This is a genomic window from Bradyrhizobium sp. Leo170, assembly GCF_004296405.1.
Classification (GTDB): Bacteria; Pseudomonadota; Alphaproteobacteria; order Rhizobiales; family Xanthobacteraceae; genus Bradyrhizobium.
The window spans coordinates 25,853-39,244 of sequence record NZ_PSRR01000041.1 but is presented as its reverse complement, the minus strand read 5'-3'; the positions used below and the strand labels follow the sequence as shown (position 1 = coordinate 39,244).

Below are 13,392 nucleotides of genomic sequence, written 5' to 3'. Positions count from 1 at the left end.
GAAAAGTGGGTACTAGATCAGCACTTTTGGGAGAGCTTGCATGGGCGACCGGAGTTTGGCAGTGCGCGCGGACGAGCACCAACGTCATCGAATCGCATATCTCAAGTCGTTGCTGAGGGAGGCCTGAGCCATGGGACTCATTGGGATATTGCTTGGTTTAGCCCTGCTCATGTGGCTCGCGTACCGTGGAGTGAGTGTTCTGCTGGTCTCTCCGCTGGCGGCACTCATCGCGGCCGTATTCTCGGGCGAACCGCTGCTCGCGCACTGGACGCAGACGTTCATGGCCGGGGCGGCGCGGTTCGTCGCGCAGTGGTTCCCCATGTTTCTGCTAGGCGGGTTGTTCGGAAAGCTTATGGGCGACAGCGGTTCGATCAGCTCCATCGCGCAGTATTTGACCAACAAGTTGGGAGCCAGCCGCGCGATGCTCGCGGTGGTGATCGCCTCGGCTATTGTGACCTACGGCGGCGTGAGTGTGTTCGTCGCATTTTTTGTGCTGGCGCCCATGGCTCACGAGATGTTCCGGGCCGCGAACATCCCGCGCCGCTTGTTGCCGGCGACGGTCGGCCTCGGTGCATTCACGTTCACCATGTCAGTGATGCCGGGAACCCCCTCGGTCAACAACGCCATTCCGATGCCGTACTTCGGCACCACCACATTCGCGGCCCCCGGGCTGAGTATCATCGCATCCGCTATCATCTTCGCCTTCGGCATGTGGTGGCTCGGCCGGGCCGAGGCTGCCGCGCGCAAGGCTGGCGAAGGTTACGGAGGCGAGGCGGATACCACTCCTGTCGTTGACGAGATGGTTCGCGAGCAAGCGGCGCCGGCGGGCGACTTCGACCCGGCCGAGTTGCCGCACGGCAAGCAGGCCGAGAATGTGCCTCCCTTCGCCCTGGCCGTACTGCCCCTCATCGTCGTTATCCTCACGAATTTCTTGATGTCGCTTGTCGTATTCCCGCGCCTCGATTTTTCGTTCCTGTCCGAGCCCGAGTGGGGCGGTACTACGATCGGGGCCGTGTCCGGCGTCTGGTCAGTTGTCGTGGCTCTCGCGGCGGCAAACTTGACGGTCCTTCTCATCAACCTCCGTCGTTTGCCATCCTTGCGCGAAAGTCTCGACGCCGGGGCGAATTCCGCGGCCTTGCCGATGTTGATGATCGCTAGTCTTGTCGGATTCGGCGCAGTGGTTGCCGCGTTGCCGGCATTTGCGACGGTTCGCGATGCGGTATTCTCGATTTCTGGAGGACCGCTGGTTTCATTAGCCGTCTCTATGAATGTGCTGGCGGGGCTGACCGGTACTGCTTCTGGCGGTATGGCAATTGTGCTCAATGCATTTGGCGACGACTTCTTGCGTCTTGGCACGGAGCATAACATCGATACCGAATTGATGCATCGCATAACAACGATGAGCGCGGGTACCCTCGACGCCCTCCCCCACAACGGCACGGTGTTGCTGCTATTGCAAATCAGTGGTCTGACTCACCGTGAAAGCTATCTCGACATGGTGATGACCGTGATCGTCAGTTGCATTATCGCACTTGTTGCCGTCTTGATACTGGGTTCGGTTTTTGGATCGTTTTGACGGCTGAGATTACCGCTAACTTGGCCGATCGAGCTGGCCCCGGCCGGTCAGCGCAGGCTCATGCACCTCGCGCATCGCGGATTGCCTGAGCGACTTTCGTCGCCTGCGACACTCGTCCGATTCGCGCGCCTGTGACGATCTTTCTTCGGCGCGTGCTCAAGCGCGGCACCATGCCTTCATTGGCGGTGGATCCGGCGGAGGGATAGGGAATAAAGCTCGCGGCTCGCAGCGCGAGAGCCTTTCGAGCCGCTTCGACATTGGCGATCCGAGCTGCCAGGTTGTGAAGACGCCTGAGCTCGCCGTTTACCCGCTTCAGTGCTGCGGCAAAGACCTGCTTGCGTTGCGAAGGGCGCTCGGCGGTTCCAGGGAAGTTCGCGCCGCGAGCCTGACCTTTTCCGCGCGTCTCTCGCCGCTTTTGTCGGCCGAGCGTTCGCTCCTTATCGCGCATCTTGCGCAAGCGGGATCGCATGTCCGCAAGATCGGTCGGCTCGACGTCATAGATGGCGGGATGATGCGTGAGGCGGATCGTCTCGTATTCGTCGTGGCTGAGGAGGCTGCGTTCGAGTTTGCATGGGAGCGACATTTCCTGTTCCTCCGTTGAATCTGTCGATGCTCACGTCAGCAGAATCATCCAGGTCTAGCGCCGCGTGTGGGTGACATGTCATGCTCGCATAAGGCTGTAGGATTGGCCATCTGCCGTCCTTTCGCCTGTCAGCAACTTTCTGTGTTCGTCATTCAGGTCGCCGCTATCAGCGATCTGGAAAAATGCTGTTGGGTTCTGATCGTTATCGATTTGAGTTTTGCTCCGCCTTGTGCTTCTTTGCGCGCGTCATCGGTGCCCTTTGTAGGGTGAAACGGGAACGCGGTGCGGGAATCTTCCCCAATGCCGCGGCTGCCCCCGCAACTGTAAGCGGATATTTTTCGCGATCCGGATGCCACTGGACCTGCCGGGCAGGTTTGGGAAGGCGGATCGCGAGACGACCGCGAGCCAGGAGACCGGCCGTTGACGAGTATCAACTCGTTCGACGGTGGGTCGGCGGAAGGGCATTTATGAGCTTGCGGCGTTTTCTTGCCGGGTGTGCGGCCGTTGTCGCATGCAGTCACACTGGCGCGATGGCCCAATCGGGTCCCGAACAGCTTCCTGCTGTTGTCATCAATCCGGAGGTCCGGTCCAAACCTCCCACGAGGAACAGGCAAAGGTCTTCAACGACTGGTCCTGCGCGGCCGGCGCCCAGTACCGAAGCCGCTCCGGCAACTCCCGAAGTCGTTGTCACCCCCGACCGTACGCTGGAGCCGGCGAGCCGTACCGGAAGCTCGGTTAGCGTGGTCACGCACGAAGTGCTTGCGACCAGCAATCCGACCTCGCTCGTCGACGCGCTGCGGACGGTGCCCGGGCTCGATATCACCGAAAGCGGCGGGCCAGGCGCAACGACCAATGTGCGCTTGCGCGGCGCGAATACCGGTCAGACGCTGGTCATGATCGATGGCATCAGGGTCAACGATCCGACCGCCGCCAGTGGCGATTTCGATTTCGCGATGTTCGCCCCGAGCGCGATCGAGCGGATCGAGGTGCTGAAAGGCCCGCAGAGCGCACTCTACGGATCGGACGCGATGGGCGGCGTCGTCAACATCATCACCAAGAAGGGCGCCGGTCCGGCACAGCTCGACGTCAGCACCGAGGGAGGAAGCTACGGCACGGCGAGCAGCAGCGCATCGCTGACCGGAACCTCGGGGCCGTGGTCCTACGCATTCACGGGAAACGGGCAGCACAGCAACGGCTTTTCACGCTACGGCTATCGCATCCCCGCGCTCGAAGCCAAGTATGGTCCCCTCGAGCGCGACGGCTTCGACCGCGTCGGCGGCTCAGCACGCGTCGGCTACGACGCCGGCGAAGGCGTGCGCCTGGAGACGGGCATGCTGGCCTCGTTCACGCGGTCCGCCTACGACCAAGCCAGCGGAACGTTCCCGGACACGCCGTCGAGCGCGACGCGCCTTCTCGAGCAGGTCTGGGGACGCGCCTCATTCGACACGTTCGGTGGCATCCTCACCCATAGCGTGAGCGCGTTTGAAACGCACATCGATCGCTCGTTCGACGACGTCACCTACAAGACCAACAAGCTGCCGCAGAACACGACCTCCATCCTCTCCAATTTCGTCGGCGACAGCACAGGCCTGGAATATCAGGGCAACCTCAAGGTCGGCCCGCTCGGATCGCTCATCGTCGGATCGCGCGTCCAGCATGAAACGGCGAGCACCTCCACCACCAACCTGCTGCCGATTCCCGGCGCGCCGACGCCACAGCTCGCCGGGACGCAGGACACGAATTCAGTCTTCGCGCTCTGGCAACTGCCGATCGCCGAACGGCTCAACATCACGATGGGCGGCCGGGTTGACGACGTCGTCGATGTCGCACGGTTCGAGACATGGCGAGCCACCGCGGCGTACACGATCGCGGAGACCGGCACCAAGCTGCATGCGAGCGCCGGGACAGGCGCCAAGGCGCCAACGCTCTATCAACTGTATGCGCCGACTTACGGCAATTCCGCGCTCAGCCCCGAGGAAAGCTTCGGCTACGACGCCGGCATCGACCAAAGCCTGTTCGGAGGCCGCGTCGTGGTTTCGCTGACCGGCTTCGGCAACCGGTTCAGCAACCTGATCGACTTTGTGACCGATGCGGCGCATCCGCTCGGGCACTACGTCAACGTCTCGCGCGCCGAAACCGACGGACTGGAGCTCGGGGTCAACGTCGATATCCTGCCGGGCTACCTGAAATTCAATGCCGCCTATACCTATCTGCAGGCCAAGGACCTTTCGACGGGCCTGACGCTGGCGCGCCGGCCGGAAAACCTGGCGAGATTCTCGTTCCCGATCACGCCGATCAAGGATTGGCTGATCGAGCCGCGCGTGCTCGCGGTGTCGAAACGCTACAGCGGTTCAAACGAGACGCAGCCACTGGACCCTTACGTCCGCGTCGACCTCTATACCGAATACAAGATCGATGAGACCTGGAAGGTGTACTTGCGCGGCGAGAACATTTTTAACGAGCACTATCAGGAAGTGTACAACTACGGCACGACCGGGCCTGCGGCTTACGCCGGGTTCAGTGCCCACTGGTGAAACGGATGTGATGATGAGCGCGCGGGAAGCGCTATCCGATCGAGCGAAACGCGCTAGCCAGGCGATCGAGACCATCGTCCGACGCAAGGCCAAATCGCAGCCATTCGCGTGCCCAGTCGAAGCTGCGGCACCAGATGTGGCGTCGTGCCAGTTCGGTGTGCAAGTTCGGGGCATCGGGATGGGAGGCAAGGCGAAAGAGCGTGGTCCCTCCGACAAGCTGAAGGCCGGCCTCTGTAAGGACATGATCCAGCTTGCTCGACTGGCGAGCGAGCTTCACGCGCGTCTCGTCGGCCCAGGATCGATCCCGCAAGGCGGCCGTGCCCAGGTGGAGCGCCGGGCCGGAGACTGGCCATGGACCCAGCGCCGCCGAGATACGTTCAACGATGTCGCGTCGGCCGATCACGAAGCCAAGGCGAAGCCCCGCGAGCCCATAGAACTTGCCGAAGGAACGCAGCACGAGGATGGGAAGGTCGGCGCTCATTCTGGCCGCACTGATGGCGGGATCGACATCGGCAAAGGCCTCGTCGATAACCAGCCAGCCTCCGCGGCGGTCGAGCCGCTCGGCAACGTGCCGAAACGCCCCGCCATCGGCGATACGTCCATCCGGATTGTTGGGGTTGACGACGACCGCGTGAATGGCGCGTTCAGGCAGCGCGGAGAGATCATTCACTGCGAGAATCTCCCTGCCTCCGCTGCTCCACGCCGCCGAATGCTCGCCATAGGTCGGACTGACGATCGCAACCGCTCCGGGACCTGCGAGATACGGGATCCATTGAATGAGCGTCTGGGTGCCGGTGGCGGCCGCGATATCCGCATCGTCGGGTACGCCGTAAGCTTGGCGCGCCGCGGCGAGGAGGTCCTGCTCGTCGGCCCGCGATGGCAAGCGCGTCCATGCACTGCCTGGAACGGGATGCCGAGTCGTCCACGGCCAGGGATTGATCCCGGTCGACAGGTCGAGCCAGTCCGCAGGCTCGCCGCCATGGCGCGCAATGGCTTCCGTCAGATCACCGCCGTGCTTCATGATCGCTTCATGCCATCAATCGCGCTCCTGCGCGAGACCCTTGTTGGCCTACTGCGGCCGGCGATCGGCGCAACGTTCGCGTTGCTAGCAGCATTGCTCGGAGGACATGCCGCTCATGCAGCCGATCTACCACGCGTCGCTTCCATCAATGTCTGCACGGACCAACTGCTTCTGGCGCTGGCCGATCCAAGCCAGATTCTCGGCCTCAGTCCCTATTCACGCGACCGCGCCCGCTCCTGGAACGCGGAAAAGGCCGCAGCCTACCCTCGACTATCAGGCGAAGCCGAAGATGTCCTGATATTGCGACCGGACGCGGTGGTTGCCGGCAAGTTCACCAAGCGTGCAACACGGGAATTGCTGAAGGACAAGGGCGTGCGCGTGGTCGAATTCGACGCGGCGCGTTCGCTGCAGGACGTGAAGAGCCAGATTCGGCAAATGGGTGAACTCCTCCACCAGCCGGATCGCGCCGCATCGGAAATACAGCGGCTCGACACGGCAATCCAGCACGCTAAGGAGGCGGTATCGCAGCGCCCCTATCGCGTGCTGGCCTTGTCGCGGCGCGGCTGGGTTTCGGGTGGTGGCAGCTTGATCAGTTCCATGCTGGCCACGATCGGCCTCAAGAACGCGGCAAGCGATTTCGGCTACAAGCTTGGAGGTTTTGCGTCGCTGGAGGCGATCGTCAAGCTGAGACCCGATTTGCTCCTTGTATCTGACAGCGGCGACTTCGCGGAGGACGAAGGTGAAGCCTTCCTGTTGCATCCGGCGCTTGAACGTTTCTATCCGCCGTCGAAACGCCTGGTCATCCCCGAGAAACTGACGGTCTGCGGTGGGCCGATGCTTTCGGAGGCGCTGGAACGCCTCGTCTCCGAACTAAGCCGCGTGGCGCGATGACATGCTGGCGGGAAGCGAGACGATCTTGATCGTGGTGCTGGCGATCGCATTCGATGGGCTCATCGGCGATCCGGATTTGCTGTGGCGCCGCTTTCCGCATCCGGTGGCGCTGATGGGCTCGGCCATCAACATGCTCGATCGCGCGCTGAACCGCGAGCAATGGTCGGCCGCACAGCGCAAGGCCGCGGGATGCCTAACCACCGGCGTGCTGGTCGCGATCTGCGCAGGCCTAGGCCTGCTGCTGGAAGCCGCGCTGGGATGGACGCTGCTCGGGCAAGCAGCCCAGGGGCTTGTGGCCTCTATCCTGATCGCGCAGCGGAGCCTCTATCAGCACGTCGGCCGGGTCGTCTCGGCCTTCACCGACGGCGGGCTTGCCGGGGCAAGACGCGCCGTATCCATGATCGTCGGCCGCGATCCGGAACAGCTCGACACCAGCGGCGTCGCGCGTGCGGCGATCGAATCCTGCGCGGAGAATTTTTCCGACGGCGTGGTCGCGCCGCTGTTCTGGCTGGCGCTGCTCGGGCTGCCGGGATTGTTCGTCTACAAGGCCGTCAACACCGCCGATTCGATGATCGGCCATCGCAGTCCCCGCTACGAATCCTTCGGCTGGGCAGCGGCGCGGCTCGACGATCTGCTCAACCTCGCGCCTGCAAGGCTGGCCGCCATCCTGATCGCGCTCGTCGCGCCGATCGCAGGCGGCTCCACGGCGCAGGCCTTCAAGATCGTGTGGCGCGACGCTTCAAAGCACAGGTCGCCGAATGCGGGCTGGCCGGAAAGCGCCATGGCAGGTGCGCTCGGTCTCGCCCTGGCCGGGCCACGCCGTTATGGCGACCGCCTCGTCGATGACCCCTTCCTCAATGCCGGTGCCCGGATGGACGCCGGTTCTGCCGACATCCGTCGCGCACTCAAGCTGCTGATTGCCGCCTGCTCGCTGGAAGCAGCGATCTATGCGGCACTGGCGTTCGTGGTCTGACGGCTCCGTGCGATCTCGAGCATGCGATCGATGTCGAGATGCGCTTCCAGATGGTCGGCGAGCGCATCGAGTGCCGACTCGATCCGCGCCTCATAAGCGACAGACGAAGCGACGCCGAGATTGGCAAGCCACGCCTTCCGGAGGCTGTCATTGACAAACAGCCCGTGCAGATACGTCCCCTGCACGCGACCATCGGCCGAGCTGGCGCCGTCGGAGCGACCGTCGATCGTGACCACCGGGCGCACGCAATCCTCACCGCTGGTGCGGCCGAGATGAATCTCATAGCCCTCGATCGGGCTGCCTGTGGCGCAATGAATACCCCGCACGAGCGTCGTCGATTTTTCGGCATCCATCGTCGTGGCGATATCGAGCAGCCCCAGCCCCTCGACCGTGCCGGCCGGACCATCAATGCCATCGGGATCAGCGATCGTCCGGCCGAGCATCTGGTAGCCGCCGCACAATCCGAGCACCTGGCCGCCGCGCCTCGCATGCGCCTTGATATCGATATCCCAACCCTGCGCACGCAAGAAGGTGAGATCCCCGATCGTCGATTTGCTGCCGGGCAGGATGACGACATCGGCGTCGACCGGGATCGGTTCGCCCGGCCTCACGAACACCAGCCTCACGCCGGGCTCCATGCCCAGCGGATCCAGATCGTCGAAATTGGCGATACGCGCAAGCACAGGAACGGCGATGACCTTCCGCGCGAAAGACGTCTGCACGCGATCGAGATCAACGGCGTCCTCGGCAGGTAGCCAGGCTGCCTGAGGTAGCCACGGCACCACGCCGAGCGACGGCCAACTGGTTAGACGCGTGACCGCTTCAAGTCCCTGGTCGAACAGCCTGGGGTCGCCGCGGAACTTGTTGATCAGGAAGCCGCGAATGCGCGCGCGCTCCTCGGCCTCCAGCACGAGATGCGTCCCTACAACGCTGGCGATGACACCGCCGCGATCGATATCGCCGAGCAACACGACAGGTACATCGGCTGCCGTGGCGAAGCCCATATTGGCAATATCGCCGGCGCGCAGATTGATCTCGGCCGGACTGCCCGCACCTTCGACCAGAACGATATCCGCCGCTTGCGCGAGACGCGCGAAACTGTCGAGCACCGCGGGCAGCAGCGCCGCTTTCTTTCCGAGATAATCGGCCGCGCGAAGCGTACTGCGTCGCTGGCCCTGCACGATCACCTGCGCACCGGTGTCGGTCTCGGGCTTCAGCAGCACGGGGTTCATATGGACGCTTGGCGCCATCCGCGCGGCGCGCGCCTGCACCGCCTGCGCGCGGCCGATCTCGCCGCCATCGACTGCCACCGCCGCATTGTTCGACATGTTCTGCGGCTTGAACGGCGCGACTTTGAGGCCGCGCCTCACTAGCGCGCGCGCCAGGCCCGCGACAACAGTCGACTTCCCGGCGTTGGAGCCAGTGGCCTGGATCATCAGCGCCGGCGTCGGCCTTGCCATCAGAATTCTATCCCCTTCTGACCCTTCACGCCGGCGCGGAACGGATGCTTGACCAGCGTCATCTCGGTGACCAAATCGGCCATCTCGATCAGCGACGCATGCGCGTTGCGGCCGGTGATGACGACGTGCTTGTCGGCCGGCTTCTCGTCACGGAGAAAGGCAAGCACTTCGTCGATCGGAAGGTAGTCGTAACGGAGGACAATGTTGAGCTCATCCAGCAGGACCATGCGATGGCGATCGTCGCGGATCAGCTCCTTGGCGCGTTCCCAGCCCTTCCGCGCGGCTGCAATGTCGCGCTCACGATCCTGCGTTTCCCAGGTGAAGCCCTCCCCCATCACATGCAAGGTCACGAGCTCTGGAAATTTGGCCAGCAGCCGTGCTTCTCCCGTGTCCCACTTCGGAGATTTCGTGAATTGAACGACGGCGACGGGATAACCGTGACCGATATGCCGAAACACCATACCAAGCGCGGCTGATGTCTTGCCCTTGCCGGTGCCGGTATGGACGATCAAGAGTCCTTTTTCGCCTGTCTTGGTCGCCATGATCTTGTCGCGCGCGGCCTTGTGCTTCCGGGCCTTCTCGCGATGGCGGGCATTCTCGTCATCGGCTTCGTGAGATGGGTTCATCATGCGATTTCTCTCTTTGCTTCGTGCAGACTTTCGGCGATCACATCCGCGGCGCGATTGGAGCGTGGTGTCCAAAATCCGCGCCTGATTGCTTCCGCGAACCGGGCAGCCATCTCGCGGAGCGCCGCCGGGTTGGACTGCTCGATGAAATCTCGCACCCGGTCGTCTTCGAGATAGGCCGCGAACAACTGATCGAAATGATGATTCGAGACCGCATCGGTCGAGGCCGCGAAACCGAACAGATAGTCGACGGTCGCAGCCATCTCGAATGCGCCCTTGTAGCCGTGCCGCATCACGCCGGCGATCCATTTCGGGTTGGCGGCGCGGCCCCGCACCACGCGGGATATCTCGTGCGCCAGCGATCGCACCGCCGGCATCTCGGGCCGCGACGTATCGATATGCGCAATGCGCGGCGCCTGCCCGCGCAATGTCGACGCGGCGGCTGCCAATCCGCCCATGAACTGATAGTAGTCGTCGGAGTCCAGGATATCGTGTTCGCGGTTGTCCTGGGCCTGTGCGATCAGGTCGACGTCGGCCAGCCGCTCGACAAGATCGTCGCGGGCAGCGCTGCCCTCCGCCCCGGCGCCATAGGAATAACCGCCCCAATCCAGATAGACGTCGGCCAGATCAGCGCGATCGTCCCAGCCGCCCTCGTCGATCAAGGCTTGCAGCCCCGCGCCGTAGGCGCCGGGCTTTGAGCCGAACACCCGATGAGCAGCGCGGCGCTCGGCGAGCTCGCGGCTGATGCCGCTTGCTTCCAGCGTCTGCCGCCGGCGGCGGACATTCGCGGCGATCGGATTGGCGTCATCAGGTTCGTCGAGCGCCGCGACAGCCGCCACCGCGCTCGCGATGATGTCCATCTGGGTCGGAAACGCATCCCGAAACAGGCCCGAGACACGGAACGTGACATCGATGCGCGGACGTCTCAGTTCAGACAGGGGCGTGATCGCAAAGCCGGTCACCCGTCCAGAGGTCTCCTCCCAGGTCGGCCGGACACCGATCAAGGCGAGCGCCTGCGCAACGTCATCGCCGCCGGTGCGCATGTTGGCGGTCCCCCAGGCCGACAAGGCGATCGTGCGCGGCCATTCGCCGGTTTCCTGCCAGAAGGATTCGACGAGCCGTTCGGCCGCCAATTGCCCGATCCGCCATGCCGAGGGAGTCGGCACCGCGCGCACATCGACAGCGAAGAAGTTGCGACCAGTCGGCAGCACGTCGGGCCTGCCACGCGTCGGCGCCCCCGACGGACCGGGAGGCACGAAGCGGCCATCAAGACCGCCCAGCAATGCCGCCATCTCCTGCGGCGGGCTCGCGTCAATGGCCGGCCGCAATCTCGTCTCGATCCATTCCAGAACAGCCGCGGTGCGCACCCATGACGGATCCGGCTTCATCTCACCCGACACCAGCCGCAACGCCAATTCTTCGATCCGCTCGACCGCGTCTCCCGTCGTCCGCCACAAGCGTGAGCAGAGTTCGACCAGAATCGCCGGCCGTGGCCCAGTGAATGTGCCAGCGAGATCGCGGGTCAGCGGGTCGAAATCGGCAAGACCAAGGTCAAGCACCAGTGACCGCTGCAGCGAGGCGTCTTCCGGCTTGCGGTCCGACCGCGGCACACGCGCAATCGAAACGAGGAGATCGGCGCACTGCCCCGCATCCGGAGCGCGCCCGAACACGTGGAGACCGTCCCGGATCTGCATTTCCTTGATGTCGCAAAGATGCGCGTCCAGCGCGCGCAGCGCCTCGCCGACCGGCACGTCCCGCGTCAGGTTGACATCGGCATCGAGCCACTGCGCCCGCGCCATCGAAAGGATGTCCTCGGCGATGACAGCCGCGCGCTTCGGATCGAGGTCGGTTGCAACCGAATATTCATCCACCATCGATTCCAGCCGCGCCAGATCGTCGTGCAATCCGGCACGGGTCATCGGCGGCGTCAGATGATCGACGATGACCGCGGAGGTGCGGCGCTTGGCCTGGATGCCTTCGCCGGGATCGTTCACGATGAATGGATAGAGATGCGGCAACGGGCCGAGCACCGCATCCGGCAGGCAATCGGCGGAAAGCCCGGTGCTCTTGCCGGGCAGCCATTCCAGATTGCCATGCTTGCCGAGATGAACGATCGCGTGGACGTCGAAGACGCGGCGCAGCCAAAGATAGAACGCCAGATAGTGATGGGGAGGAACGAGGTCCGGATCGTGATAGGTGCTCTTGGGATCGATGTTGTAGCCCCGCGCCGGCTGCACGCCGACAACGACGTTGCCGAACCGATGCAGGCCGAGACGAAACACGCCATTGGTGACGTGCGGATCATGGACGGGATCACTCCAACGCTCCGTGACCGCACGCTGAACATTGGGAGGGAGCGTACTAAATGCCGCTTCGTATTCCGCAAGCGGCCACGACGCGCCACCGCGCCGCAAGGCGCGGCCCTCGAGCGCATTGGTCGGCGCCTCCTGCAACAGCCGCATCATGCCGGCCACATCATCAGGTGCGCCGGAAATCTCGTATCCCTCGTTCCCAATCGCGGCGAGGATTCCGATCAGGCTTTGCGGCGTATCCAGACCGACGCCGTTGGCGAGACGGCCGTCGCGATTAGGATAGTTGGCGAGGACGATGGCGACCCGTCGCTGGCTCGCAGGCGTACGGCGCAGCCGCACCCACGCCGCAGCGAGATCGGCTGTAGCCTTAACGCGATCCTCGACTGGGCGGAAAGCTGTCGGCGTGAAGGAGCCAAGGCTCTGTTCGGATTCCTTGAACGCAATGGCATTGGCGAAGATGCGCCCGTCAACCTCGGGTAAGACCACATGCATGGCAAGGTCACGCGGGTTGAGGCCGCGGGTCGAGCTTTCCCAGCTTTTGCGGGAAATGCCGGCCTGGGCGACCTGCAGCACGGGACAGTCGGTCTCCGACAATATCCCGGCGTTTTCGCGCGCGGTCGCCGTCGCAAAGGCCGTCGTGTTCACGATGATGTCGGGCGGATGTGCGGCGAGCGCCGGGCGCAGGAATGCGATCGAGCGTTCGTCCTTGAGGCTCGTGACATAGAGCCCGACTACATTGAGCCCACGCGCCCTGAGCGCGGAGCACAGCGCATCGACCGCGGCGGTATCGCCGCCTGCGACGAGGGCGCGGTAGAAGATCACGACAGCGTTGGGGCGTTCGTCGGTGGCAGGTTCGCCGTTCCAGAAGCCGGCGGCCGGCATTGGCCGCGCCGACGGCGGCCTGTTGCCGTGGCCGATCAGATGCGCGGCGAAGCGAAGCGCCAACTGCGCGTTGTCGATGCCGCCTTCAGTACAATAGCGCCACAGTTCGTAGGTCTCGTCGGCGCCGAGCGTGCCGCGCGCGGCTAATGCGGCGTTCCAGTCGGTTTCGCCGGGAATGCAGGCGAACAACGCTCCGCGCTGAATCGCGTCGCGCCGAAGACTTTCGACACCGTGCGGCCAATAACTTTCGCCGCCGAGCATCCTGAGTACGACGATCTTCGCTTCGCTCAGCGTGCGTTCGACATAGAGATCGACCGAGGCGGGATGACCAAGAGCCAGCAGATTGGTCAGGCGGACACTTGGGAAGTCCGCAGGCAACGCAGCATGCGCAGCACCGAAGGCCGCCAGATCACTGTCGGCCGCAGACAGGATGACGATCTCGGCGGTTTCCTGCCCGAGGTCGCGAGCGACATCGCCGTCGTCGATGCTGCCGCCGCTGTCGAGTTTCAGATGCATTGATCGCCTTTCGAAAGG

The 13,392-nt window shown here is 63.7% G+C and carries 9 protein-coding genes and 1 riboswitch; of the genes, 4 read left to right on the top strand and 5 right to left on the bottom strand.

Annotation, left to right across the window (positions count from 1 at the left end):
• The first annotated feature begins 130 nt into the window (after nucleotides 1-130).
• On the top strand, nucleotides 131-1,576 hold the full coding sequence (locus tag CWO89_RS10365; RefSeq protein WP_130578521.1) for a GntP family permease: 1,446 nt from the start codon (nucleotides 131-133) through the stop codon (nucleotides 1,574-1,576).
• 58 nt (nucleotides 1,577-1,634) lie between these two features.
• Here the strand turns inward: CWO89_RS10365 and CWO89_RS10360 are convergent, their stop codons facing one another.
• Nucleotides 1,635-2,033 carry a hypothetical protein gene (locus CWO89_RS10360; protein WP_349644871.1) on the bottom strand — a complete coding sequence of 133 codons (399 nt, stop codon included), beginning with the start codon at nucleotides 2,031-2,033 and terminating at the stop codon, nucleotides 1,635-1,637.
• A gap of 359 nt (nucleotides 2,034-2,392) precedes the next feature.
• Nucleotides 2,393-2,595: riboswitch (cobalamin riboswitch) on the top strand.
• A 31-nt stretch (nucleotides 2,596-2,626) separates the two neighbouring features.
• On the opposite strand from CWO89_RS10360, the gene CWO89_RS10355 reads away from it, so the two are divergent.
• The gene (locus CWO89_RS10355; RefSeq protein ID WP_130578519.1) at nucleotides 2,627-4,693 is read left to right on the top strand and encodes a TonB-dependent receptor plug domain-containing protein; all 2,067 of its coding nucleotides are present in this window, start codon (nucleotides 2,627-2,629) and stop codon (nucleotides 4,691-4,693) included.
• A 31-nt stretch (nucleotides 4,694-4,724) separates the two neighbouring features.
• Here CWO89_RS10355 and cobD read toward each other — a convergent pair whose 3' ends face one another.
• Entirely contained in the window at nucleotides 4,725-5,714 is a 990-nt protein-coding gene (gene cobD, locus CWO89_RS10350; protein WP_130578518.1) for a threonine-phosphate decarboxylase CobD, read from the bottom strand.
• Nucleotides 5,715-5,723: 9 nt separating this feature from the next.
• Between cobD and CWO89_RS10345 the strand changes: the two genes are divergently transcribed.
• Together CWO89_RS10345 and cbiB are read left to right on the top strand one after the other, a co-directional pair.
• Nucleotides 5,724-6,605, top strand: coding sequence for an ABC transporter substrate-binding protein (locus tag CWO89_RS10345; RefSeq protein ID WP_130578517.1), 882 nt, complete (start codon nucleotides 5,724-5,726; stop codon nucleotides 6,603-6,605).
• A gap of 1 nt (nucleotide 6,606) precedes the next feature.
• On the top strand, nucleotides 6,607-7,578 hold the full coding sequence (gene cbiB / locus CWO89_RS10340) for an adenosylcobinamide-phosphate synthase CbiB (protein ID WP_130578516.1): 972 nt from the start codon (nucleotides 6,607-6,609) through the stop codon (nucleotides 7,576-7,578).
• Here cbiB and CWO89_RS10335 read toward each other — a convergent pair.
• Genes CWO89_RS10335 through cobN form a run of 3 tightly spaced genes read right to left on the bottom strand, consistent with a single transcriptional unit; the run spans nucleotide 7,551 to nucleotide 13,374 of the window.
• On the bottom strand, nucleotides 7,551-9,038 hold the full coding sequence (locus tag CWO89_RS10335; protein WP_130578515.1) for a cobyric acid synthase: 1,488 nt from the start codon (nucleotides 9,036-9,038) through the stop codon (nucleotides 7,551-7,553). The two genes, cbiB and CWO89_RS10335, sit on opposite strands and share 28 nt — an antisense overlap.
• Complete coding sequence (gene cobO / locus CWO89_RS10330; RefSeq protein ID WP_165421081.1) at nucleotides 9,038-9,667, bottom strand: cob(I)yrinic acid a,c-diamide adenosyltransferase; 630 nt, start codon at nucleotides 9,665-9,667, stop codon at nucleotides 9,038-9,040. Before cobO ends, CWO89_RS10335 begins: the two co-directional genes overlap by 1 nt.
• Nucleotides 9,664-13,374 (bottom strand): cobaltochelatase subunit CobN, encoded by a 3,711-nt coding sequence (gene cobN, locus CWO89_RS10325; RefSeq protein WP_130578514.1) that lies wholly within the window; start codon nucleotides 13,372-13,374, stop codon nucleotides 9,664-9,666. Before cobN ends, cobO begins: the two co-directional genes overlap by 4 nt.
• Between the last annotated feature and the right edge of the window lie 18 nt (nucleotides 13,375-13,392).